At 73.8% G+C, this 22,811-nt stretch carries 18 protein-coding genes; 12 read left to right on the top strand and 6 right to left on the bottom strand.

Annotation, left to right across the window (positions count from 1 at the left end; translation table 11 throughout):
* Positions 1–17 precede the first annotated feature (17 nt).
* A complete protein-coding gene (locus ACFV0O_RS06355) occupies positions 18–677 on the bottom strand; it encodes a response regulator (RefSeq protein ID WP_380337076.1) in 660 nt (219 codons plus the stop codon).
* 426 nt (positions 678–1,103) lie between these two features.
* On the opposite strand from ACFV0O_RS06355, the gene pdhA reads away from it, so the two are divergent.
* Genes pdhA through ACFV0O_RS06340 form a run of 3 tightly spaced genes read left to right on the top strand, consistent with a single transcriptional unit; the run spans position 1,104 to position 4,693 of the window.
* Entirely contained in the window at positions 1,104–2,258 is a 1,155-nt protein-coding gene (gene pdhA, locus ACFV0O_RS06350; RefSeq protein ID WP_380337072.1) for a pyruvate dehydrogenase (acetyl-transferring) E1 component subunit alpha, read from the top strand.
* A complete protein-coding gene (locus tag ACFV0O_RS06345) occupies positions 2,258–3,232 on the top strand; it encodes an alpha-ketoacid dehydrogenase subunit beta (RefSeq protein ID WP_380337069.1) in 975 nt (324 codons plus the stop codon). The genes pdhA and ACFV0O_RS06345 overlap by 1 nt, the downstream gene beginning before the upstream one ends.
* A gap of 15 nt (positions 3,233–3,247) precedes the next feature.
* Entirely contained in the window at positions 3,248–4,693 is a 1,446-nt protein-coding gene (locus tag ACFV0O_RS06340; protein ID WP_380337066.1) for a dihydrolipoamide acetyltransferase family protein, read from the top strand.
* 89 nt (positions 4,694–4,782) lie between these two features.
* On the opposite strand, the gene ACFV0O_RS06335 is transcribed toward ACFV0O_RS06340, so the two are convergent.
* Both ACFV0O_RS06335 and ACFV0O_RS06330 read right to left on the bottom strand, forming a co-directional pair.
* On the bottom strand, positions 4,783–5,775 hold the full coding sequence (locus tag ACFV0O_RS06335; protein ID WP_380337063.1) for a hypothetical protein: 993 nt from the start codon (positions 5,773–5,775) through the stop codon (positions 4,783–4,785).
* Between the two features lie 222 nt (positions 5,776–5,997).
* Positions 5,998–6,945 carry a hypothetical protein gene (locus ACFV0O_RS06330; RefSeq protein ID WP_380337060.1) on the bottom strand — a complete coding sequence of 316 codons (948 nt, stop codon included), beginning with the start codon at positions 6,943–6,945 and terminating at the stop codon, positions 5,998–6,000.
* 207 nt (positions 6,946–7,152) lie between these two features.
* On the opposite strand from ACFV0O_RS06330, the gene ACFV0O_RS06325 reads away from it, so the two are divergent.
* The 3 genes from ACFV0O_RS06325 to ACFV0O_RS06315 all read left to right on the top strand — a co-directional run bounded on the left by ACFV0O_RS06325 (position 7,153) and on the right by ACFV0O_RS06315 (position 11,519).
* Complete coding sequence (locus ACFV0O_RS06325; RefSeq protein WP_380337057.1) at positions 7,153–8,376, top strand: benzoate/H(+) symporter BenE family transporter; 1,224 nt, start codon at positions 7,153–7,155, stop codon at positions 8,374–8,376.
* A gap of 314 nt (positions 8,377–8,690) precedes the next feature.
* A complete protein-coding gene (locus tag ACFV0O_RS06320) occupies positions 8,691–9,923 on the top strand; it encodes a M64 family metallopeptidase (RefSeq protein WP_380337054.1) in 1,233 nt (410 codons plus the stop codon).
* A gap of 243 nt (positions 9,924–10,166) precedes the next feature.
* Positions 10,167–11,519, top strand: a complete 1,353-nt coding sequence (locus tag ACFV0O_RS06315) for a nitrate/nitrite transporter (protein WP_380337217.1) — start codon at positions 10,167–10,169, stop codon at positions 11,517–11,519.
* A gap of 60 nt (positions 11,520–11,579) precedes the next feature.
* Here ACFV0O_RS06315 and ACFV0O_RS06310 read toward each other — a convergent pair whose 3' ends face one another.
* Complete coding sequence (locus ACFV0O_RS06310) at positions 11,580–12,392, bottom strand: Bro-N domain-containing protein (protein ID WP_380337051.1); 813 nt, start codon at positions 12,390–12,392, stop codon at positions 11,580–11,582.
* Between the two features lie 156 nt (positions 12,393–12,548).
* Positions 12,549–13,370, bottom strand: a complete 822-nt coding sequence (locus ACFV0O_RS06305; protein WP_380337049.1) for a maleylpyruvate isomerase family mycothiol-dependent enzyme — start codon at positions 13,368–13,370, stop codon at positions 12,549–12,551.
* Between the two features lie 173 nt (positions 13,371–13,543).
* On the opposite strand from ACFV0O_RS06305, the gene ACFV0O_RS06300 reads away from it, so the two are divergent.
* The 3 genes from ACFV0O_RS06300 (at position 13,544) to ACFV0O_RS06290 (ending at position 16,261) form a co-directional block, all read left to right on the top strand.
* Positions 13,544–14,341: a carbon-nitrogen family hydrolase gene (locus ACFV0O_RS06300; protein WP_360260101.1), complete on the top strand. Its 798-nt coding sequence runs from the start codon at positions 13,544–13,546 to the stop codon at positions 14,339–14,341.
* Positions 14,342–14,476: 135 nt separating this feature from the next.
* A complete protein-coding gene (locus ACFV0O_RS06295) occupies positions 14,477–15,499 on the top strand; it encodes a GntR family transcriptional regulator (RefSeq protein WP_380337045.1) in 1,023 nt (340 codons plus the stop codon).
* Positions 15,500–15,613: 114 nt separating this feature from the next.
* Positions 15,614–16,261 (top strand): hypothetical protein, encoded by a 648-nt coding sequence (locus ACFV0O_RS06290; protein WP_380337042.1) that lies wholly within the window; start codon positions 15,614–15,616, stop codon positions 16,259–16,261.
* Positions 16,262–16,329: 68 nt separating this feature from the next.
* Here ACFV0O_RS06290 and ACFV0O_RS06285 read toward each other — a convergent pair whose 3' ends face one another.
* Positions 16,330–17,115: an SLATT domain-containing protein gene (locus tag ACFV0O_RS06285; protein WP_380337040.1), complete on the bottom strand. Its 786-nt coding sequence runs from the start codon at positions 17,113–17,115 to the stop codon at positions 16,330–16,332.
* A gap of 368 nt (positions 17,116–17,483) precedes the next feature.
* On the opposite strand from ACFV0O_RS06285, the gene purD reads away from it, so the two are divergent.
* From purD to ACFV0O_RS06270, 3 genes are all read left to right on the top strand, one after another.
* Positions 17,484–18,731 (top strand): phosphoribosylamine--glycine ligase, encoded by a 1,248-nt coding sequence (gene purD / locus ACFV0O_RS06280; RefSeq protein WP_380337037.1) that lies wholly within the window; start codon positions 17,484–17,486, stop codon positions 18,729–18,731.
* 569 nt (positions 18,732–19,300) lie between these two features.
* The gene (locus tag ACFV0O_RS06275) at positions 19,301–20,884 is read left to right on the top strand and encodes a hypothetical protein (RefSeq protein WP_380337034.1); all 1,584 of its coding nucleotides are present in this window, start codon (positions 19,301–19,303) and stop codon (positions 20,882–20,884) included.
* 365 nt (positions 20,885–21,249) lie between these two features.
* Entirely contained in the window at positions 21,250–22,788 is a 1,539-nt protein-coding gene (locus ACFV0O_RS06270) for a N,N-dimethylformamidase beta subunit family domain-containing protein (protein WP_360260111.1), read from the top strand.
* Positions 22,789–22,811: the final 23 nt, after the last annotated feature.

Below are 22,811 nucleotides of genomic sequence, written 5' to 3'. Positions count from 1 at the left end.
GACTGTGTAGCCCTGGGTCAGTACTGGTGGTCGGCCTGGTGCCGCGCCACGAAGGCGGCCGCTTGGGTGCGTCGCTCCATGCCCATCTTGGCGAGCAGACTGGAGACGTAGTTCTTCACCGTTTTCTCGGCCAGGTGCAACTCGTTGCCGATCTGACGATTCGTCATCCCCTCGCCGATCAGGTCGAGGATCCGCCGCTCCTGCTTGGTGAGTTGGGACAGTCGCTCGTCCTCCTTCTCGCCGCCGTCGCGCAGTCGGGCGAGCACCCGGCTGGTGGCGACCGGGTCGAGCAGCGAGCGGCCGGCCGCGACGTCCCGGACCGCGGTGATCAGGTCGGTGCCGCGGATCGCCTTCAGGACGTAGCCGGAGGCGCCGGCCATGATCGAGTCGAACAGCGCCTCGTCGTCCGAGAACGAGGTCAGCATCAGGCACTTGATCTCCGGCAGCCTGGAGCGGACCTCGCGGCAGACCTCGACCCCGTTGCCGTCCGGCAGCCGGACGTCGAGCACCGCGACGTCGGGGTGCACCGCGGTGATCCGGGTGATCGCCTCGGCGGCCGTCCCGGCCTCGCCGACCACCTCGATGTCGTCCTCGACCGAGAGCAGGTCGTGCACGCCCCGCCGGACGACCTCGTGATCATCGAGCAGGAATACCCTGATTCGTCCGTTATCAGCCACGTCCAAAGCCTCCCATATCACCGTAGGAAAGACCTATCGTTCGCACCGGCGTAAAGACGTGATCCGGCCAGACCCATCCGAAACCGATACCGAGAACCCCCTTACGTACGGGCGTCCGCCCGGATAACGTGCGCTGGTGTCCTGAAGGCGCTCGGATTGAGAGCTGCGTCACGTCGCCCGTCACCCCCACCCTTCCGACGGCGGTCCGAGCGCGGCACCCTCGGGGTTGTAGGCCCTGAACAAGTAGGACGTCCTAGCGCAAGCGCGCCAGGGGCGGACGCTGGGTAACGTTCTCGTGAGGGACGCCGTCGGAACAGGATCACCACCTGCCCCGCAGTAGGTGCGCACACCCACGCGCGCCCCGCGAGGCGGTGACCGGACCGGTCACCGGCGACCCCGGGCGGCCGGACAGACCGAGGAGTGAACGTGACCGTCAAAAGCACGGCGAGGGCTCGCAAGAAGGCGGCCCCCGCTGTTCCTGACACCCTCCGCGCCACGGGTAAGGACGCCCAGCCGGAACTCGTCCAGCTGCTCACGCCGGAAGGCGAGCGTGTCGAGCACCCGGACTACCCCCTCACCACCACTCCCGAGGAGCTGCGCGCCCTCTACCGCGACCTGGTGCTGGTGCGCCGGTTCGACGGCGAGGCCACCGCACTGCAGCGCCAGGGCGAGCTGGGCCTGTGGGCCTCGCTGCTCGGCCAGGAGGCCGCCCAGGTCGGCTCCGGCCGTGCCATGCGCACCGGCGACTACGCCTTCCCCACCTACCGCGAGCACGGCGTGGCCTGGTGCCGCGACGTCGACCCGCTGAACCTGCTCGGCATGTTCCGCGGCGTGAACCACGGCGGCTGGGACCCGAACGAGAAGAACTTCCACCTGTACACCATCGTGATCGGCTCGCAGACGCTGCACGCCACCGGTTACGCGATGGGCATCACCAAGGACGGCGCCGACGACGCGGTCATCGCGTACTTCGGCGACGGCGCCTCCAGTCAGGGCGACGTCAACGAGGCCTTCACCTTCGCCTCGGTCTACAACGCGCCGGTCGTGTTCTTCTGCCAGAACAACCAGTGGGCGATCTCCGAGCCCACCACCACCCAGACCAAGATCCCGCTGTACCGCCGCGCCTCCGGCTTCGGCTTCCCCGGCGTCCGGGTCGACGGCAACGACGTGCTGGCCTGCCTCGCGGTCACCCGCTGGGCGCTCGACCACGCCCGCAACGGCAACGGCCCGGTGCTGATCGAGGCCTTCACCTACCGGATGGGTGCCCACACCACCTCCGACGACCCCACGCGCTACCGGCACGCCGAGGAGACCGAGGCCTGGAAGGCCAAGGACCCGATCACCCGGCTCCGCGCCCACCTGGAGAAGGAGGGCCTGGCCGACGAGGAGTTCTTCGCCGCCGTCGACGCCGAGAGCGAGAAGCTGGGGCTGCGGGTGCGCGAGGGCGTGCGCGGCATGCCGGACCCGGACCCGACCCTGATCTTCGACCACGTGTACAGCGAGCCGCACGCACTGGTCGATGAGGAACGGGCCGAGTACGTCGAGTACGCGGCGTCCTTCGAGGCGGGGGAGAACCTCTGATGGCCGGTCAGCTGAGCATCGCGAAGGCGCTGAACGGGGCGCTGCGCAAGTCGCTGGAGAACGACCCGAAGACCCTCCTCATGGGCGAGGACATCGGCAAGCTCGGTGGCGTCTTCCGGATCACCGACGGCCTGCAGAAGGACTTCGGCGAGGACCGGGTGATCGACTCCCCGCTCGCCGAGTCCGGCATCGTCGGCACCGCGATCGGCCTGGCACTGCGCGGCTACCGCCCGGTGGTGGAGATCCAGTTCGACGGCTTCGTCTACCCGGCCTTCGACCAGATCGTCTCCCAGCTGGCGAAGATGCACGCCCGCGCGCTCGGTCACGTCAAGATGCCGGTCACCATCCGCATCCCCTATGCGGGTGGCATCGGCGCGGTCGAGCACCACAGCGAGTCGCACGAGGCGTACTTCGCGCACACCGCCGGTCTGCGCGTGGTCACCCCCTCCAACGCGCACGACGCGCACTGGATGCTGCGGCAGGCCATCGAGTCCGACGACCCGGTCATCTTCCTGGAGCCCAAGCGCCGCTACTGGGACAAGGGCGAGGTCGGTGACGCCGCCGACCTGGGCATGCACGACGCCCGGATCGTCCGGCCCGGCACCGACGCGACGCTGATCGCGTACGGCCCGATGGTCAAGGTCTGCCTGGAGGCCGCCGCGGCCGCCGAGGAGGACGGCCGCCGGCTGGAGGTCGTCGACCTGCGCTCGCTCTCCCCGGTGGACTTCACCACCCTGGAGGAGTCGGTCAAGCGCACCGGTCGGGCCGTCGTGGTGCACGAGGCACCGGTCTTCCTGGGCATGGGCGCCGAACTGGCCGCCCGGCTCACGGAGAAGTGCTTCTACCACCTGGAGGCACCGGTTCTGCGGGTCGGCGGCTACTACGCGCCGTACCCGCCGTCCCGCGTCGAGGAGGCCTTCCTCCCCGACCTGGACCGCGTGCTCGACGCCGTCGACCGCGCGCTCGCGTACTGATACCGGGGAGCGAAGATGACCACCGAAGTTCGCTCGCTCCGCGAGTTCAAGATGCCCGACGTGGGCGAGGGCCTCACCGAGGCCGAGATCCTCAGCTGGTACGTCAAGCCCGGTGACACCGTCACCGACGGGCAGGTCGTCTGCGAGGTGGAGACCGCCAAGGCCGCGGTGGAGCTGCCCATCCCGTTCAACGGGGTGGTCGAGGCGCTGCACTTCCCCGAGGGCGCGACCGTCGACGTGGGTACCGTGATCATCTCGATCGCGGTCGCCGGGGAGGCGGGCGCCGCGGCTCCGGCCGCCCCCGCAGCGGTCGCTCCGGCCGCCCCGGTCCCCGCCGAGGAGGCCGAGCCCGAGCGCCGCGAGGTGCTGGTCGGGTACGGCCCGCGCACCGGCGGCAGCCAGCGCCGGGCCCGGCGGACGACCACCACCAAGGTCACCGCGGCCACGCCGGCCCCGGCCGTGCCCGCTCCGGCGGCTCCGGTCGCTCCGGCGGCCCCGGCTGCTCCGGCGCTGCCGGTCGACCTGCCCGCCGGGGAGCGGCCGTTGGCGAAGCCTCCGGTCCGCAAGCTGGCCAAGGACCTGGGTGTCGACCTGCGCGCGGTGACCCCCACCGGCCGGGACGGCGTGATCACTCGCGAGGACGTGCACGCGCACGCCGCGGCCCAGGCCGCTCCGGCGGCGCCGGCCGCCCCCGTGGCCGAGACCGCCGCGGCCGTCGTGGCCGAGCCGGTCGTGGCGCCGCTGCCGGTGTCCGGCACGGGCGATGTCCGGGTGCCCATCAAGGGCGTCCGCAAGGCGACCGCGCAGGCGATGGTGGCCTCGGCCTTCACCGCCCCGCACGTCACCGAGTTCGTCCAGGTCGACGTGACCCGCACGATGAAGTTCGTCCGCCGGCTCAAGGAGAGCGGCGAGCTGGGCCGCGACGTCCGGGTCAGCCCGCTGCTGCTGGTCGCCAAGGCGCTGCTCACCGCGGTGAAGCGGCACCCCGAGGTCAACGCCCAGTGGGACGAGGCGGCCCAGGAGATCGTCATCAGGGGCCAGGTGAACCTCGGCATCGCCGCGGCCACCCCGCGCGGCCTGATCGTCCCCAACATCAAGGACGCCGGCGCCAAGACCCTCTCGGGGCTGGCCGTGTCGCTCGGCGAGCTGGTCGAGACCGCCCGCCAGGGCAAGACCTCGCCGGCCGACATGCAGGGCGGGACGATCACCATCACCAACGTCGGCGTCTTCGGCGTCGACACCGGTACCCCGATCCTCAACCCCGGTGAGGCCGCCATCCTCGCCTTCGGTGCGGTCCGGGAACTGCCGTGGGTGCACAAGGGCAAGGTCGTCCCGCGTCAGGTGACGACGCTGGCGCTCTCCTTCGACCACCGCCTGGTGGACGGGGAGCTGGGCTCCAAGGTGCTGGCCGACGTGGCCGCCCTGCTGGAGTACCCGAAGCGCCTGATCACCTGGGGCTGACGGCCCGCAGGTCCTGAGTGACGACGAAGGGGCCCCTCTTCCGCACCGCCGTGCGGAGGAGGGGCCCCTTCGTCCTTCCCGTTCGTCGACTAGCGCTGGGGACGGAGTCGGCGGACGGCGATCAGGGCGCCGGCTCCGAGGGCGAGGAGCACGGCGGAGGAGAGGGCGAGGAAGGTGTTGGTGGAGGAGGCGCCGGTGTGCGCCAGCTCGGGGGTGCCGGCCGGCGCGGTGGTGGCCGGGGTGGTGGTGGCCGGGATCTCGGCCGGGGTGGCGGGAGCGGCGGCGGGGGCCTTGGCGGGCTCGGCGGCCTTGGCGGGGGCCTTGGCGGGGGTCTTGTCGGCGGCGGGCTCGGCCTTCTTGGTCTCCTTGGCCGGGGTGGTCGGTGCGGGCTTGGCGGGCTTGGCGGGCTTGGCCGGGGTGGTCGGCGCGGGCTTGGCGGGCTCGGCGGTCCGGGCGACGTGGAAGGTGTGGCTCTCGCCGATCTCGTCCGGGAAGCCGGGGGCCGCGGCGACCAGGCCGACCTGGAGGTCGGCCAGGTCCTTCGGCGCCTTCGCGGAGATACCCACCCGGAACATGAAATTGGCGGCCCGGCCGTTCTCCAGGCGCGCGGTGGTGGTGGCGGGGGAGTTGACGGTGAAGAGCGTCGGGTCGCAGCCGTGGCGGAGGCCGACCGGCTTCCAGCCGCCGGCGGTGGCGACCTCGACCGTGAGGTCCTCGCTGCGGAGGCCGCCCTTCGGGTTGAACAGCGCGAGCGCCGCGGAGACGTTCTGGTACGGGGCACCGGTGAAGTTGGTGACGCCGACGCCGATCTCGACCTTGGCGCCGCCCGCGGTGATGGTCTGGCCGTCCGGGGTCATGTGGAAGTCGATGCTGTAGTTGCCGTCGTGCTTGGCGGTCGGGGCGGCAGGGGCGGTGACGGCGGTGGTGTCGCCGACCTTCTCGCCGCAGGCCCAGGCGCTGTCGGTGGCGAGGAACTGGATGCCGCCGGCGAGGACGGTGGTGGCGGCGAGGACGGCGATGCGGCGGCGGCCGGAGAGCGCGCGGTCGTTCTTCGCAAAACAGGTGATAACGGGCGTGCGCATGACGTGACTCCCCAGGGTCATGTGACTGACGGTGTGTGGTGTGAAGGTGACCGGCCCCGCTCCCATCGAGCGGAAGCGCCCCCCGGCTCTGCCGGTCTCGCTCTCCGTGCCTTCATCTGTATGGACGCGCATCCCCGGCGGGGGTTGCAGGTGGTTCGAGATTTTTTTTCGCCCGAGGGGGCCGAGGTCCGTTCGGCCCCCTCGGATGGCGGTCGGCGCCGGTCAGCGCTGGTGGCGGAGCCGGCGGACGGCGAGCAGGACGCCGGCCCCGAGGGCGAGCAGAGCGGCGGAGCTGACGGCGAGGAAGGTGTCGGTGCCGGACGCGCCGGTCTGGGCCAGCTCGGGGGTGCCGGCGGGCGCGGTGGTGGCCGGTGCGGCGGTGGGGGTCGCGGCGGGCGCCTTGGCCGGGGTGTGGTCGGCGGCCGGCTCGGCGGCCTTGGTGGGCGCGGGCTTGGCGGGCTTCGCGGGCTCGGCGGGCTTCGCGGTCCTGGCCGGGGTGGTCGGCTTCGCGGTGGCGGTGGGCTGCTGGGGCTTCGACGCGGGGAACGACACGGACATGGTCTTGAAGACCCACGGTGCGTGCTCGCCGTCCTCGGTGTTCGCCGCGAGGCCGACCCGGATCTCGTGGAGGTCGGCGGGGGCCTTGGCGGAGAGGCCGACCCGGAAGGTGAAGTGGGCGGCCCGGCCGTCGGCCAGGGGCTCGCTGTGCTTGCCGACCGCGTAGAGGTTGGGGTCGCAGCCGCGTACGAGGGAGACCTTCTCCCAGCCCTTGGGGCCGCCCACCTCGACGGTCAGGTCCTGCGTGCGCAGCGGCGCGCCCTTCTCGTTGTAGAGCGCGAGCGCCGGGGTGACCGCGCGGTACGGGGCGCCGGTGAAGTTGACGACCTCGACCGGGATCTCGACCTTCGAGCCGCCGGCCGTGATGGCCAGGGACGGCGTCATGAAGAACCCGTTCTCGACCGTGCCCTTGTGCTGGACGGCCGGGGCGGTCTGGGCGGTGCGGGTCGACGTGGCCGCCACGTCCGGTGCGCCGCAGGCCCAGGCGCTGTCGGTGGCGAGGAACTGGATGCCGCCGGCGAGGACGGTGGTGGCGGCGAGGACGGCGATGCGGCGGCGGCCGGAGAGCGCGCGGTCGTTCTTCGCAAAACGGGTGATAACGGGCGTGCGCATGACGTGACTCCCCAGGGTCATGTGACTGACGGTGTGTGGTGTGAAGGTGACCGGCCCCGCTCCCATCGAGCGGAAGCGCCCCCCGGCTCTGCCGGTCTCGCTCTCCGTGCCTTCACTTGTATGGACGCGCATCCCCGGCGGGGGTTGCAGGTGGGTTCAAAAACTTTTTCGGGAGCCTTCGCAGGGGTGCTTCGGGATACTGCCGGGATGACGGATGAGCTGACGATCCGACCGGAGACGACGCCGGTCGAGAGCGGGGAACGTCGGTCGCTGCGGCGGGACGTGTCGGGGCCGGCGCTGCTGGCCGGACTGGTGTGCGTCGCGGTGTCCTTCTCGGGACCGCTGGTGGTGGTGCTCGCGGCGGCGTCCGCCGGCCGGTTGGACACGGCGCACACCGCGTCCTGGATCTGGGCGGTGGCGATCGGCAGCGGGGTGAGCGGCTTCGCGCTGAGCTGGTGGACCAGGACACCGGTGATCACCGCCTGGTCCACCCCCGGGGCCGCGCTCCTGGTGACCAGCCTGGGCGACTACCCGTACCGGGAGGCCGTCGGGGCGTTCCTGGTGAGCGCGGTGGTGGTGGCGCTGTTCGGGGTGACCGGCTGGTTCGGCCGGCTGATCGCGGCGGTGCCGGTGGGGATCGTGAACGCGATGCTCGCCGGCATCCTGTTCTCCTTCGGCGCCGGGATCTTCGGCGCCGTGCACAGTGCTCCGGCCCTGGTGCTGGGCAGCTTCGCGGCCTTCCTGCTGGCCAGGCGGTTCGCGCCGCGGTACGCCGTGCCGGTCGCGCTGCTGGTCGGCGGCGTGCTGGCGGCGCTCACCGTCGGGCTGTCACCGCACCTGGGGCAGGGCGGGCCGACCGTGCCGGTGCTGACCGTGCCGGCGTTCTCCTGGTCGGCGCTGGTGGGGCTGGCGCTGCCGCTCACGATCGTCGCGCTGGCCTCGCAGAACGCGCCGGGCCTCGGGGTGATGCGCGCGTTCGGCTACCGGGCGGACGACCGGCTGCTGATCGGTTCGACCGGTGCGGTGTCGGTGCTGATGGCGCCGTTCGGCTCGCCGGGGGTGAACCTGGCGGCGATCACGGCGGCGATCTGCTCGGGCCCGGAGGCCCACCCGGACCCGCGCCGCCGGTACGTCGCGGGGATGTCCTCGGGCGTGCTGTACGTGCTGGTGGGCAGCTTCGGAGGGGTGCTGGTGAGCCTGTTCACCGGGCTGCCGAAGGAGCTGATCGCGGTGATCGCCGGGGTCGCGCTGCTGGCCTCGCTGCAGGGGAGCCTGGCCGCGGCGGTCGCGGAGGAGCGCGGACGGGACGCGGCGGTGGTGACCTTCCTGGCGAGTGCCTCGGGGATGAGCCTGTTCGGGATCGGCTCGGCCTTCTGGGGACTGCTCTTCGGGCTGGGCACCCATCTGGTGCTCGGCTTCCGGAAGCGCTGAGGCGGCGGCGGGGGATCGCTGAGGGCGCGGCGGCGGATCGCTGAGGGCGGGGTACCGGGAGCGCGGCGGGATCCGTACGGGGGAACGGTGCCGGGGTCGCGGGCGGAACCGGTGCCGGGGTCGCCGGGCGGAACCGGTGCCGGAGCCGTGAGGGTTGATGATTGGTATGACCCGCACGGCTGGGAGGATGCGGATCGTTCGGCCAGGTCGGTGACATTTGCGTCCGCCGGTGGGGGCGACACGCCGGTCCGGGTACGTCTCCGCTCCACCACCCGGGCGACGCCGGGTGACCGGAACCCCGAGGACGCACCCGTATGCCGTCTGGCAACCCTGGCCGTCTCGTTCGGAGTCTGGCCGCGCTCGTGCTGGTGTCCACCGCCCTGCTCCCCGCCGCCCTGGAACTGGCCGGCCCCTCGCCGTTCGGCGTGATCGGGCCGGGGGCCCCCGCCGACCGGGCGGTGCCGCCGCACACCGCGCTCCGCGCCGACCAGCGGATACCCGCGGCCGCCCCGACCGTCGACATACGCCGCACCGGGGACCCGGCCAACCGGATCACCCTGGTCCTGCTCGGCGACGGCTACACGACCGGCGAGCAGGACCTGTTCCACCAGCAGGCCGACAGGGCCTGGCACGCGCTGATGGACATCGAGCCCTTCCGCACCTACCAGGGCTTCTTCAACATAAGGCGGGTCGAGGTGGTCTCCCCGTCCTCCGGGATAGCCGAGAGCGAGAGCCGCGGCCGCAACCCGGCCACCCCGCTCGGCATGCACTTCTGGTGCGAGGGCACCGCCCGGCTGCTCTGCGCCGACGAGGCCGCCACCGCCCGGTACGCGGGGGACGGCGCCGGGCCGCAGTACCTCATAGCGCTGGCCAACTCCACCGAGTACGGCGGCGCCGGCGGCACCGGGGTGACCACCCTGGCGGGCGGCAGCCAGGACGCCGGGCGGATCATCCAGCACGAGATCGGGCACACCGTGGGGGACCTCGGCGACGAGTACGACAGCGCCCCCGACGACGCCGACTACCCGAACCTCTCCGCCCTCAACGCCGACGACATGCGCAGGAAGCAGACCAAGTGGTGGCGCTGGCTGGGTGCGGTGTCCCCGGACGGCGCCGGCGTCGTCGGGGCGTACCGCAGCGCCAACGGCCTCTACCGGCCGACCCAGGACTCGGTCATGCGGACCCTGGGCAGTGCCTACAACCTGCCCTCGCGCGAGGCGATCATCGAGGAGCTGTACCGCAAGATCCGCCCGACCGACGCCCCGCACCCGGCGCCCGGCGAGGTGACGGGGCGGCCCCGGCTCGACGTCCGGCCGCTGCCGCTGACCGGGCCGCGGCAGCTGAAGGTGGAGTGGAAGGTGGACGGCGTCCCGGTGACGCCGCAGTCCGCCGACGGCTCCTGGCTGGACACCGCGCAGCTGGACGTGGCTCCGGGCCGGACGGCCACCGTGACGGCGACCGTCCGGGACACCACCGACTGGGTGCGGGACGAGGCTTTCCGGGACCGCTTCATGACCCGCTCGGTGTCCTGGACCCTGACGGGCTGAAGCGGGCCGCGACCGGGCCGGGGCGTTCGCGTTCCGCAACCGGGCCGGGCCGGGCCGGGTCGGGGCGTCCGCGTTCCGGGGCCGGGCCGGGGTCGGGGAGCCGGGGAGCGCACCGGCGGATCCGCGGGCCCGGGGGGTCGCGGGTGCGCCCCGGGGCGACCGAACCCCGCCCTGGGCCTCCCATCATGGGATGACTAACCTGGTCGCACTATGACCGTGGAGCCCGCCAGTCCAGCAGCACCCCTGTCCGCCTCCGCTCCCCGGCCCGGCGCCGAGCCCCCGGCCGTCCACGAACCCGCCCCCGCACCGCCCGGCGGTCGCGCGGCCTGGCTGGCCTGGTCCGTCGGCGTCAGCGTCTACGTCCTGGCCGTCATCCACCGCACCAGCCTCGGCGTGGCCGGCCTGGACGCCGCCGACCGCTTCGGCATCGGCGCCTCGGCGCTCTCCACCTTCTCGATCCTCCAGGTGCTGGTCTACGCGGCCATGCAGATCCCGGTCGGTCTGCTGGTGGACCGCTTCGGCCCGCGCCGGGTGCTGCTGCTCGGGGTCGTACTGCTGAGCGCCGGACAGCTGGCCTTCGCGTTCAGCTCCTCCTTCGCCCCCGCGCTGGCCTCCCGGGCGGTGCTCGGCTGCGGCGATGCGATGACCTTCATCAGCGTGCTGCGGATCGCCGCCCGCTGGTTCCCGGCGGCCCGGAACCCGTTCGTGGCCCAGCTGACCGGTCTGGCCGGGATGGGTGGCAACCTGGTCACCACCGTGGTGCTGGCGCAGGCGCTGCACAGCGAGGGCTGGACCCCCACCTTCGCCGCGATCGCGCTGCTCGGCGTCGCCGTGTTCGCACTGGTCGCGTTGTTCCTCCGGGAGTCACCGGACCACGGAGCCCCGGAAGCGCCGCAGGCGTCGGCCGCGCCGGCAGCCCCGGTGCGGCCGGTGGAGCGGCGCGACCGGCCGGGCCTCCGCCGACAGGTCGCGGCCTGCTGGCGGGAGCCGGGCACCCGGCTGGGCCTGTGGGTGCACTTCACCACCCAGTTCCCCGGCAACGCCTTCGGCCTGCTCTGGGGCCTGCCCTACCTGGTCGAGGCGCAGGGGATGTCCCGGGCCGGCGCCGGCGGGCTGCTGACCCTGCTGGTGCTCAGCAACATGACCTTCGGCTTCGTCTTCGGGCGGCTGCTCTCCGCCACGGCGCGTGCCCGGATGCCGATCGTGCTGACCGTCATCGTGACCACCGCGCTCGGCTGGGCGCTGGTGCTGTCCTGGCCCGGTGGGCACCCGCCGACCTGGCTGCTGGTCGGGATCATCCTGGTGATGGGCAGCAACGGCCCGGCCTCGCTGGTCGGCCTGGACTACGCGCGCTCGGGGAACCCCCCGGAGCGGCTCGGCACCGCCTCCGGCATCGTCAACATGGGCGGCTTCATCGGCACGATGATCACGCTGTTCGGCATCGGCGTGCTGCTGGACGCGCTCTCCCCGGACGGCGCCGGGTCGTACTCGGCGACCGCCTTCCGCTGGGCGTTCTGCTGGCAGTACGTCCCGCTGGCGGTGGGCGCGGCGATGATCCTGCGGCTGCGCCGGAAGGTCGCGGCGGCCGGGGCGTAGGGTTTCCGACCTGCGGACATGCGCAGGCCCTCGGAATTTCCGAGAGCATGCGCACGCGGCTCAGCGGCCGTACTCGCGCATCAGGTCCGAAATCTGCCGGGCCGTTCCGAGGATCCGCGCGCCGTGCAGCTCCACGGTCAGCGGTCCGTCACCGACAGGGAGCGGTGCAGGTGCCAGGACGAGCATGCGGACCAGATCCACGATCTTGACCTTCGAGCACCGCGGGACGGCCGTGCCACCCCTGATGCCGACCCGCTCGACACTCGGACAGGAGAAGTAGCCGCCGAAGGGCGGGCCGCTGTCGTCCTCGCGTGTCGGTACGTCGAAGCGCATCTCCCCGTGCTTGCAGTGCACGGTCCCGTCGGACCGCAGGTAGACCCGGGGCCAACCCTCGCGATCGAGTTCGGCGATGACCTCCACCTGCTGTCCGATCGCCTCGGCCAGGGTCTCCGCCATCCTCCGCTGCTGGGTCGGGACGTCGGTGTCCCCGCGGCGGACGGAGGGCAGGAGGTCGTCGGTGACCCACTCCCGGAACGGCCTGGAAGCGGCTTTGTCCGACCTCATCAGGAGGCCGTACAGACCGGCTTCACTGACGACGCCGAGTAGTGGATTCCCCCGCCGGTAGGCTTTCTGACCTGCGGAAACGTTGTAACCCTTGTTCCGAACAAGGGTTACCGATCGAAGGTCGACGACGAGGTGCTGGTGGGGTTCCAGCACCTTGACGGCGTCCGTCGGGTTGCCGCGGCCCAGGATCCGGCACACGTCCGTCGTGACGAACCACGGCTCCCCGTCGATCATCACGACTCTGATCGGCTGCCCGGTGACCGGGAAGCTCGACCGCACCAGCACCATCGCCCTCTGTTCGTCGTCCACGGGACTGCTCCTCGTTCTTCCGGGTGATGGCAGGACCGCCGGGAACAACGAGGCCGAACAGGTGAGGTGGCTGGTGCCGGGTTGACGCATGGACGCACGAGTGGTGCCGACCCGGCGTGCGGTGGTGCGTGCACGCCGGGTGGTGGGGGCCGGAGCTCAGATGGTGACCGAGAAGTTCGCCAGCACCCGCTCGGCCAGCTCCTTGTCCCCCTCGACGGAGACCGGTCCCGGCCGGCCGCGGCCGCAGGCGAGCCGGACGTACGTCTCCCAGCCCATGGTGAGCTGGACGTCGGGGGCCAGGCTGATCGACTCGTCCACGGTGCAGTGGCCGGTGGCGTCGACCCGGACGGTGCGCAGGAACTCCACCGGGCCGGTGACGTCCAGCACCAGGGCCGTCCCGGCCGGGGCGCCGGCCTTGTTGGCGACGGCCTTGGGCAGCAGTTCCAGCAGGAGGTCCCGGGCGATCAGCGCGGCCGGGGCGTCCAGGTTGCCGGGGGCGTCCAGGGCCCGGCGCAGGTCCTGCTCGTGCGCCCAGACGTCGAAGGCCCGCATCCGCAGCAGCTCGTGGTACGGGACGTCCCGGGCGAGCGGCCCGGCCGGCCAGCGCACCGGCTCGGAGGGCGTCTGCTTGGCGTTCCGCAGCGCCCGGGAGCGGCGGATGATCGTGTACTCCAGCTCGCCGGTCATCTCCAGCGCGGTGTGGCAGCGGCGCTTGTCGACCGGCAGCTCGACGTAGCGGGCGAACTCCGTGGTCACGTGACGGAGGTCACGCGGCAGCGAGTGGATCGGGCGCGGGTCGCCGAGCAGCTCGGACTCGACCGCGATGACGTGTGAGACGACGTCCCGGACGGACCAGCCGGGGCACTCGGTGGCCCGGTTCCAGGAGCCCTCGGGGAGGGGGGCGACCAGCTCCGATATGGACTCGATGCTCTGGGCCCACGCCTCCGTGTAAGCCTGCACGGTCTGGTTGTCCGTCACGGGAATCTCCGGCCCTCCGTCAGCTTCCTTGCCGTCCGCGCCCCGCCGTCACCGCCGACCGGGATGGTCCGGCTTCCGGGCGCGCACGCTAACCGCACGTTACGCTGCCGGGGGACAGCTGGGCAGCGCTTTCGGGTGACGATCGTAGGTCTATTGCCGTGGACGGTGGTACTGTGCGCGCTTCATTGATCCAACTCGCGGTCTCCGACGCCGAGCCGCCCGCCGAGCGGCGGGCCAGGGCGGCGGCGCTGGTCCGGGCGCAGCAGGGCGCCGACCTGGTGGTGCTGCCGGAGCTGTGGCCGCTCGGCGGCTTCGCGTACGACCTCTGGTCGGACGGCGCGGAGGGCCTGGACGGGCCCACCTCGGACGCGATGGCGGCCGCCGCCCGGGCTGCCGGGGTCTGGCTGCACGCCGGTTCGATCGTCGAGCGCGACCCGGACGGGCCGATCTACAACACCTCGATGCTGTTCGCCCCGGACGGCGAGCTGGTGCACACCTACCGCAAGATCCACCGCTTCGGCTTCGACAGTGGCGAGGCGGTGGTGATGGGCGCCGGTCAGGAGATCGTCACCGCGCCCACCGACTTCGCCACGCTGGGCCTGGCCACCTGCTACGACCTGCGCTTCCCGGAGCTGTTCCGGGCGTTGCTGGACGCCGGTGCGCAGCTGCTGGTGGTCCCGGCGGCCTGGCCGGCCCGGCGGCGCGAGCACTGGACGCTGCTGGCCCGGGCCCGGGCGGTGGAGGAGCAGGCCTTCGTGCTGGCGTGCAACACCGCCGGGACGCACGCGGGGGTGGAGCAGGCCGGGCACAGCATCGTGGTGGACCCGTGGGGCCGGGTGCTGGCCGAGGCGGGGACGGAGGAGGAGGTGCTGACGGTCGAGTTCGACCCGGCCGAGGTGGCCGCGGCGCGTGCGGACTTCCCGGTGCTGCGGGACCGCCTGCTGGGGATCCCGGCGCCGGTCCAGCGCTGATCCGGGCCGGGCGGGCGGCGTTCGGGAGGGTTGGTTCGGACCCGGCCCGGGCGGGTTTGAGAAGATGAGCACTCGTCGTGTTCCCGTCGGCCCAAGAGGGCCGGCACGGTAGGACCGCCCGAGGAGGTCGCGCCCATGCCCGTCAACGGCGCAGGCGACGCCCCCCGCCCCGTCATCCAGCGCAACAGCCTGCGCGAGCAGATCGCGGGTGCGCTGCGGGAGGAGATGATGGCCGGCCGCCTGGCGGCCGGCCGCAACTTCACCGTCAAGGAGATCGCCGAGCTGTACGGCGTCTCCGCGACCCCGGCCCGGGAGGCGCTGGTCGACCTCGGCGCGCAGGGGCTGCTGCGGGCCGAGCACCACCGCGGCTTCACGGTGCCCGAGCTGTGCTGGGACGACTTCCTGGAGATCTTCGAGTCCCGGGTGCTGCTCACCGACAGCTTCCACCGCCAGTTCGTCACCCGCCGGGCCCTGCCCGACCTCAGCCGGCTGCCCTCGCTGCACCGCCGGGCCGACGCGGCCGTCCGGGCCGCCCGGGCCGGGAACCTGGACGTGATGGTGGGCTGCGACCGCAGGTTCTGGCAGGAGGTCGCCGGACTGCTCGGCAACCGCCGGATCGCCGAGTACCTGGACTGGCTGCGGGTGCAGTCCTGGATGTTCGCCGCCCCCTACCTGCGGGAGATGCCCAGCCTGGCCGGGGTCTGCTGGGACCGCCACCCGGAGCTGGTCGGGGCGATCGAGGCGCACGACCTGGCCGGCGCGCACCGGATCATCTGCGAGTACAACCTGTACACCGCCCGGCTGCTGGCCGAGCTGGCCGGGCAGCCGCTGGAGTCCGTGACGGTGCTCGGGCTGCTCGCCGAGACCACCGGACCGCAGACGCCGCCGGAGCCGCCGGGCCCCGGCGGGCCGTCGGCCCCGGAGCCCCTGCCCGGGCCCCCGCCGGGACCGGCCGCCGAGCCCGGTGCGGCCCGCGCCGAGCGGCCCCCGCGCGGCGACGAGGTCGGCCGCGAACTGGGCCGTGAGCTGGGACTGGGCCTCGGCCTGGTGCCGCAGCCGCGCTCGGTGCCGTACGGCCGGTTCGGCCGTCGGCTGTCCGCGCCGCCCCCCGAGGCCCCGCAGGGACGGCCCGGCCCGCACGCCGCCCCGGGCCGGTAGGGTGGTCGGGCATCGGACCGGGGGCCCCGCGAAAGGGCCGTCCGGGTACCGACCCCCCCGTCGTCGCCCCGCCCCGAGGGCGATCCCCCGCCGCCCGGAGAGGAACTGCCGGCCATGGCCTGCGACCTCTGGCTCGTCCCGTTGGTGGACGTGCTGAGCCACAGCCCCGACAACCCCTTCCGGGACGATCTAGCCCTCTACAACACGGTGTTGGCCTCGCGCGGGCTGCCCGAGGTGCCGGTCTACGAGTACGTCCCGGGCATCAGCGGCGCGGTCGAGCCGATAGCAGCCTTCGACTACGACTCGCTGCACTTCCTGCGCCGCGCCTTCCTGCTGGGCCTCACCGGTCTGGACATCACCCCGGTCGACGCGCTCGGCGGCGACTACGAGCAGCTGCTGGAGATGTTCGAGAGCAGCGCCGAACAGTCGCACCTGGTCTGGCACTTCGACCACGCGGGCGCGTACGTGCCGGTCGAGTTCGCGGTGCCGCTGGTGGACGACGCGCTGCTGGCCTCCGGCGGCCCGCTCGGCTCCAGCCACGGACTGCTGCGCGAACTGCAGGCCGTGGCACCGGCGCTGGGCATCGACCCGCTCAACCCGCCGGACCCGACCCGGCCGCTCGGCCCGACCGGTCTGGAACAGCCCTTCGGGCCGCCGATCGACGACGTGCACCCCTTCGCCCGGGAGCGGCACGCCTGGTCGGGCCTGTACGCGGCGGCGACCAGGAGCGTCACCCAGGGCTCGATGATCGTCTTCGCGTAGCGCCCGGCCGGCCCGCCCGCCCGCCCGCCCGTCGGAGCCGCCCGCAGTGGCTGCCCGCCCGCGGCGCCCTACCGCAGCGGCCCCTCCGGCGGCCGCTGGCGCGGCATGGTGGGCCGGGTGCCCGGCGGCGGCAGCACCCGCACCTGGGCGCCCACCCCCGGCTCGGAGCGTCCGCCCCAGCTCCCCGGGGTCTGGGTGGGCAGCTGGGTCATCGACGCGCGGAACTCCAGCATCCACTCCGAGGTCTCGGTGCGGACCATGTCGGAGATGTCCTCGCAGAACCGGCGCAGCACGCCCAGGCAGCGCTCGGCGGCCTCGCCCGCGGTGCCCTCGGTGGGGCCGAGCACCTCGCGCACGCACTCCGACGCCCAGTCGAACTGGAAGGCCTCCAGGCGGCGTTGCAGGGCCTGTCCGGTGGAGACGTCCCGCATCCAGCCGGAGGTGAGGCCGAAGGCCCGGTCGGCGCCGTAGCAGGCGGCGGAGAGCGCCAGGCCGACGTAGCCCCAGCCGGTGCCGTGCGCGAAGCCGCCGGCCAGGTCGACCAGCGGGGCGGTCACCCCGCCCACCGCGAAGCCGGCCGTGCCGAACCGCAGCAGGCGCGCCCACCGGCGCTTCCAGACCCGGTCCCGGCGGTACCACTCGATGGCCTCCACCGCCCGCTCCTCGGACCACCGGTAGAGCTCCTCCAGCCGCTCGGCCGGCTCACCCCAGTCCCCGAGCGGGAACTGGCGGGTGCTCAGGTCGGTGTGGTGGCGGGTCGGGGCCCGGCGGACCACGGCGGCGGCGGGCGGGTCCTCCTCGCCGATCTCCTTGCCCCAGGCACTCTCCTCGGGCTGCATTTCCGGCTGGCTCACCTGTGGGGCTCCCTGTGGCGGGCGGGCGGCTGGGTCTGTCGGCGCATCGGCTGACGTGGTGTCTGCCGGTGGTTGTCCAACAGCACTTCTTACCGCCAAATGGCTGACCGTGGGGAAGCTTCCCGGTTGATCGTTACCGGTTTCGGCCATCGGAACCCGAGGTGAGCGGGTTGCGGGGGTCGGCGGGATTTCACCCGTCCGAGCGAGGGGCCGGTGACCCGTGGTCGTGACCCGGACACCCAGCGCGCTCCGGACCCCTCCGGGCTTGGAGGATCCTCCTGGATCGTCGGCGTACGGAGCTCTTCTCCTGGACGATCCGACGGGACCGGAGAGCGGCCTGAACAGGCCACCGACTAGGCTTCCGAGGCGTGAAGGTCCTCGTCATCGGCGGCGGCGCCCGCGAACACGCCCTGTGCCGCTCTCTGTCCCAAGATCCCGCCGTGACCGAGCTGCACTGTGCCCCGGGCAACGCCGGGATCGCACAGGTGGCGACGGTCCACCCGGTCGACCAGCTCGACGGTGCCCAGGTCACCGGGCTGGCCGAGCGGCTCGGCGCCACCCTGGTCGTGGTCGGCCCGGAGGCCCCGCTGGTCGCCGGCGTCGCCGACGCCGTGCGCGCGGCCGGCATCCCGGTGTTCGGCCCGTCCGGCGCGGCCGCCCAGCTCGAAGGCTCCAAGGCCTTCGCCAAGGACGTGATGGCCGGCGCCGGCGTCCCCACCGCCCGCTCCTACGTCTGCACGACCGCCGCGGAGGCCGCCGAGGCGCTGGACGCCTTCGGCGCCCCGTACGTGGTCAAGGACGACGGCCTCGCCGCTGGCAAGGGCGTCGTGGTCACCTCCGACCGCGAGGCCGCGCTGGCGCACGCCGCGTCCTGCGAGCGCGTGGTCATCGAGGAGTACCTCGACGGCCCCGAGGTCTCGCTGTTCGCGATCACCGACGGCACCACCGTGGTCCCGCTGCAGCCCGCGCAGGACTTCAAGCGCGCGCTGGACGGCGACGAGGGCCCCAACACCGGCGGCATGGGCGCCTACTCGCCGCTGCCGTGGGCGCCCGACGGGCTGGTCGAGGAGGTCCTGGAGACCGTCCTGCAGCCGACCGTGGACGAGCTGCGCCGCCGCGGCACCGAGTTCTCCGGCCTGCTGTACGCGGGCCTGGCGCTCACCTCGCGCGGCACCCGGGTGATCGAGTTCAACGCCCGCTTCGGCGACCCGGAGACCCAGGTCGTGCTGGCCCGGCTCCGCACCCCGCTGGCCGCGGTGCTGCTGGCCTCCGCCACCGGCACCCTGGACCAGCTGGAGCCGCTGCGCTGGGACGAGGGCGCGGCCGTCACCGTGGTCGTCGCCTCCGAGGGCTACCCGGCCGCGCCGCGCACCGGCGACCCGATCGAGGGCCTGACCGAGGCCGAGGCGGACGGCACCGCGTTCGTGCTGCACGCCGGCACGAGGGCGGGCGAGGACGGGCAGGTGCTGAGCGCCGGCGGCCGCGTGCTGTCGGTCACCGCGACCGGCGCGGACCTGGCCGAGGCGCGCGGGCACGCGTACGCGGCGGTGGACCGGATCTCCCTCAAGGGCGGCCAGCACCGCACCGACATCGCGCTGAAGGCGGCCACCGCGTAGGGGAGTCAGACCGAGCCGAGGCGGATCCGGGATCGCTCCGGGACCGCGTCGGGACCGCTCCGAGGGCGCTGCGGACCGTGGGAACCAACTCCCATGGACGCAGCGCCCCCGGCGTTTCGGGGCCGGAGCGGCTCCGGGGGCGGCCGTACCGTTCGGCGGACGGATTCCAGCCCATCGAGTGACAGCACCCGCATCCGGCTGACGTAACCACGCGCACGGCCTTATGGTGCGCTGGATCGCAGCGTGCGGGGCTCGCGCGCGGGGGGCGCCGCCGGGTAGCGACGCTGCCGCGGGGGGATGCTGGACGGCGTCCGGCCGGGCGGTCGCCGGGTGCTTCGCACCGGACCGGTCGTCGGCGTCCGGAATCCGGGCGATGTCACCGGGACGAGTGGAAACCGGGGCGATCCGGAACGACCACCCGCACCGGGGCGTCGAAAATGTCAGTAGCGCCACGCAGCATGCACTACCGGGATCGGACGCCTCCGCTTCCCGGTCGGAACCGATCGTTTCGAGTCGGCTCAGGGCCCCTAGCCGGGCACCCGAGGACTCCGAAGGGGGTGCCGCACCGTATGGCCGCTGTCGACACCGCGCGCGCTCACGCCCAGGCGGTCCTGCGGGTCCGAGGCCTCGCCCGGGCCGCCGCCGTCCTGCCCGCCGCCGTGGCGGTGGTCCTGCTCGCGGGCCGGTTCACCGGCCGGATCGGCGCGCCCGGCGCGGCCGACGCCGCCGGCTGGGACGCCGCCCGCTGGGCGGTGGGCGCCGTCGCCGCGCTGACCCTGCTGGTCGCCGGGCTGACCGCCCGCGCCCTGCGCCGGGCCGAGCCGCCCCGGACCCCCGCCGTCCCGCTGGACCGCGCCGAGGCCCCCGAGCTGTACCGGCTGATCGACGAACTCGCCGGCCGGCTGGACGTCCCCGCGCCCTCCGCCGTCGCCCTCACCCCGGACTGCGACAGCTGGCTGGAGGACGTCCCGCCGCCGCGGCGCCCCGGCCCGCTGCGGCCGCACCCCGGTGCGCCCGCGCCGGTGCTGGTGATCGGCTCGCCCTTCCTCTGGTGGATGCGGGCCGGCGAGCTGCGCGCCCTGCTCGCCCCCGTGGTGGCCGGCAGCGCCGCCTCCGCCGACCCGGAGATCGCCGCCGCCCGCCGCTTCCTGCGCAGCCTGGACGCCTGCCTGGACTCCGGCCGGGGTGCCGCCCCCGGTCTCGGCGGCGGCACCCTGGCGGCCCCGCCCCGGCCGCCGCGGCGCGGCCCGGCCGCCCTCGCCGACCGGATCACCCGCCGGATCACCCGCCGACTGCTCGGCGCCTGCCGCGGCCACTCCGCCGAGCTGGAGCGCTCCGTCGCGGCCTGGGCCTCCGAGCAGGCCAGGACGGTCGACTACGGGCTGCGGATCGCCGCCCAGGAACAGGTCGGCCTCGCCTACGCCGGCTGGGACCGGCTGCTCACCCGGGTCGCGCTGCCCGCCTGGCGGCTCGGCCGCCACCCGGCCCACCTCAACGCCGGCGTGGTCTCCGCGCTGACCGAGCTCTCCCGTCGGGACCGGCTGGCCGACGGCTACGGCAGCCGGCTCGGCGACCGCCCCGCCTGCGACCTGCTGGAGCAGCCCGGCAGCGTCGACCGGGCGGTGTCCCGGCTCGCCGCCGAGCTGTTCTTCGGCCGCCCGGCGGCCGGCGCCTGGCACGAGCTGGAGTGGACCGACTACCCGGCCGAGGCGGTGGACGCCGGCTGGCGGGCGGGCGCCGCCGCCCTGCAGGCGGCCCTGGACCGCCTCGCCCCGCAGTCCCGCCCCGGCGCCCCGACCCTCACCCGGCTGCTGGTCCGGCTCGCCGAGGGCGACGGCGAGCGGCTGGCCGCCGCCCTCGCCGCCCAGCTGGCCCGGACCACGGCCCCGGCGCCGCTGCTCGAACCCGACCGCTCCGGCCGCGACCTGCTGGTCGACCACGTCACCGCGATGGTCTGCTGCGCGGCCGTGGACACCGCCGGCGGCGCCCCCGGCCTGGACTGGCTGGACGGCCCGGTGCTGCTGCTCGGCGGGGTCCGCCGCACCGACCTGGCCGGCCCGGTCGCCCAGGCCGTCGAGCAGGGCCAGGACGGCCCGCTGCGCGCCTGGCTGGACGCGGCCGACGTCCGCCTGGAGAAGCCGGTCCGGCTGTGACGGGTGGGACGGCGCTCGACGCTCCCGCACGCGCCCCCGGACGGCCCGGCCGCCGGTCGTCCTCGCAGGCCGGGGGCCCCCTCCGGGCGGCCCGCGAGATTCCCGGCACCAATTGGCGCCGGAGGGTGACGGAGCACCAGCACTCTGTGGTGTATTGGACCGCACGCACACCCGGGGGGCACGTGCCAACCGGGCCTCGGGAGCCGAAGGGCGCGCCGGTGCCGAAAGCGACGAGCAACACGTGAGCGATGGGGGTACCCCGGCCGGAAGGCCGGGGGAGAGCGCCGGAGCGAGGAGCGTCGACACCGGATCGGGAGCGCCCGGAGGCGGGCGAGGAGTCACGGAAGTGCACCTGGGAGGGGCGCGTGGGCACCGAACTCAACCCCCGCTGGGAGTCCGGAACGCACGCCTACAGCGTCTCCGACCCCTTCGGTCAGGGACCGCTGCCCTGGCTGCGCAGTCCGGACCAGTACCTGGCCGGGGCGGAGGGCGCCGTCCCCTGGTACGTCTCGGTGGACGCGCCCGGCCAGCAGCCGCTGACCGCCGGTGTGCGCCCCAAGCCGCCGGTCGGCACCCCGCAGGGCGCCAACGACGTGGACCAGCAGATCAAGGGCTTCGCCTCGGCCGGGGTGATCCGGCCCGGCGGGTCGGTCGACTTCCGGGTCACCGTCAACCCGCCCCGCGAGTTCACCGTGGACGTCTACCGGATCGGCCACTACGGCGGCGACGGCGCCCGCCACGTCACCTCCAGCCCGCTGATCGCCGGCCTCGCCCAGCCCGCGCCGCTGGTGGTCGACCGGACGGTCTCCTGCCACCACTGGTGGCACTCCTGGCGGCTGCAGGTCCCGGTGCACTGGAAGCCCGGCTCGTACGTCGCCGTGCTGACCACCGCGGACATGCTGCACCGCAGCCACATCCCTTTCACCGTGCGGGACTTCGACGACCAGGGGCACGCCGCCGAGCTGCTGCTGGTGCTCCCCGACGTGACCTGGCAGGCCTACAACCTCTTCCCCGAGGACGGTCGCACCGGGGCCAGCCTCTACCACGCCTGGGACGGCCTGGGCGGCCTGGTCGGCGAGCCGGAGGCGGCCGTCACCGTCTCCTTCGACCGCCCGCACGCGACCGCCGGACTGCCGCTGCACGTCGGCCACGCGTACGACTTCATCCGCTGGGCCGAGCGCTACGGCTACGACCTCTCCTACGCCACCGCCACCGACCTGCACGCCGGCCTGGTCGACCCGTCCCGGCACCGGGCGCTGGTCTTCCCCGGCCACGACGAGTACTGGTCCGCGCCGATGCGCCGGGCCGCCGAGCGGGCCAGGGACGGCGGCACCTCGCTGGTGTTCCTCTCCGCCAACACCATGTACTGGCGGGTCGAGCTGACCGCCGCCGCCTCCGGCGAGCCCAATCGGCTGCTCAACTGCCGCAAGCGCCAGAAGGTCGGGCCCGGCAGTCCGGCGGCGGGCGCGACCGGCGCCTCCAGCGCGCTGTGGCGGGACGCGGGGGAGCCCGAGCAGCACCTGCTCGGCGTGCAGTACTCGGGCCGGGTCGCCGCGCCCGTCCCGCTGGTCGCCCGGCACACCGCGCACTGGCTCTGGGACGGCACCGGCCTGCAGGAGGGCGACGAGCTGCCCGGCCTGGTCGCCGGCGAGGCCGACCGCTACTACCCCAAGGTGGCGCTGCCCGAGCACACCGAGCGGGTCCTGCTGGCGCACTCGCCCTACCAGGACCCGGCCGGCCGCACCCGCTACCAGGAGACCTCGCTGTACCGGGCGCCCAGCGGCGCGTACGTCTTCGCGGCCGGCACCTTCGCCTGGTCGCCCGCGCTCGGCCGCCCCGGACTGACCGACGAGCGGATCCAGCGGGCCACCGCCAACCTGCTGGACCGGCTCTGCAAGAACTGAGGTCCGCCGGGCGTGAAAGACTG

It is taken from the genome of Kitasatospora sp. NPDC059577 (genome assembly GCF_042735475.1).
Classification (GTDB): domain Bacteria; phylum Actinomycetota; class Actinomycetes; order Streptomycetales; family Streptomycetaceae; genus Kitasatospora.
The sequence above is the reverse complement of the archived record's forward strand: the minus strand, read 5'-3'. Positions and strand labels throughout refer to the sequence as shown.

What these genes read in the sequence shown, in the direction of transcription:
- ACFV0O_RS06320 (WP_380337054.1), top strand. Translation starts at nt 8,691, where the DNA reads ATGCCGTCTGGCAACCCTGGCCGTCTCGTTCGGAGTCTGGCCGCGCTC.
- ACFV0O_RS06335 (WP_380337063.1), bottom strand. Translation starts at nt 5,775, where the DNA reads ATGCGCACGCCCGTTATCACCTGTTTTGCGAAGAACGACCGCGCGCTC.
- ACFV0O_RS06345 (WP_380337069.1), top strand. Translation starts at nt 2,258, where the DNA reads ATGGCCGGTCAGCTGAGCATCGCGAAGGCGCTGAACGGGGCGCTGCGC.
- ACFV0O_RS06290 (WP_380337042.1), top strand. Translation starts at nt 15,614, where the DNA reads ATGGCCTGCGACCTCTGGCTCGTCCCGTTGGTGGACGTGCTGAGCCAC.
- ACFV0O_RS06340 (WP_380337066.1), top strand. Translation starts at nt 3,248, where the DNA reads ATGACCACCGAAGTTCGCTCGCTCCGCGAGTTCAAGATGCCCGACGTG.
- ACFV0O_RS06295 (WP_380337045.1), top strand. Translation starts at nt 14,477, where the DNA reads ATGCCCGTCAACGGCGCAGGCGACGCCCCCCGCCCCGTCATCCAGCGC.
- ACFV0O_RS06275 (WP_380337034.1), top strand. Translation starts at nt 19,301, where the DNA reads ATGGCCGCTGTCGACACCGCGCGCGCTCACGCCCAGGCGGTCCTGCGG.
- ACFV0O_RS06330 (WP_380337060.1), bottom strand. Translation starts at nt 6,945, where the DNA reads ATGCGCACGCCCGTTATCACCCGTTTTGCGAAGAACGACCGCGCGCTC.
- ACFV0O_RS06325 (WP_380337057.1), top strand. Translation starts at nt 7,153, where the DNA reads ATGACGGATGAGCTGACGATCCGACCGGAGACGACGCCGGTCGAGAGC.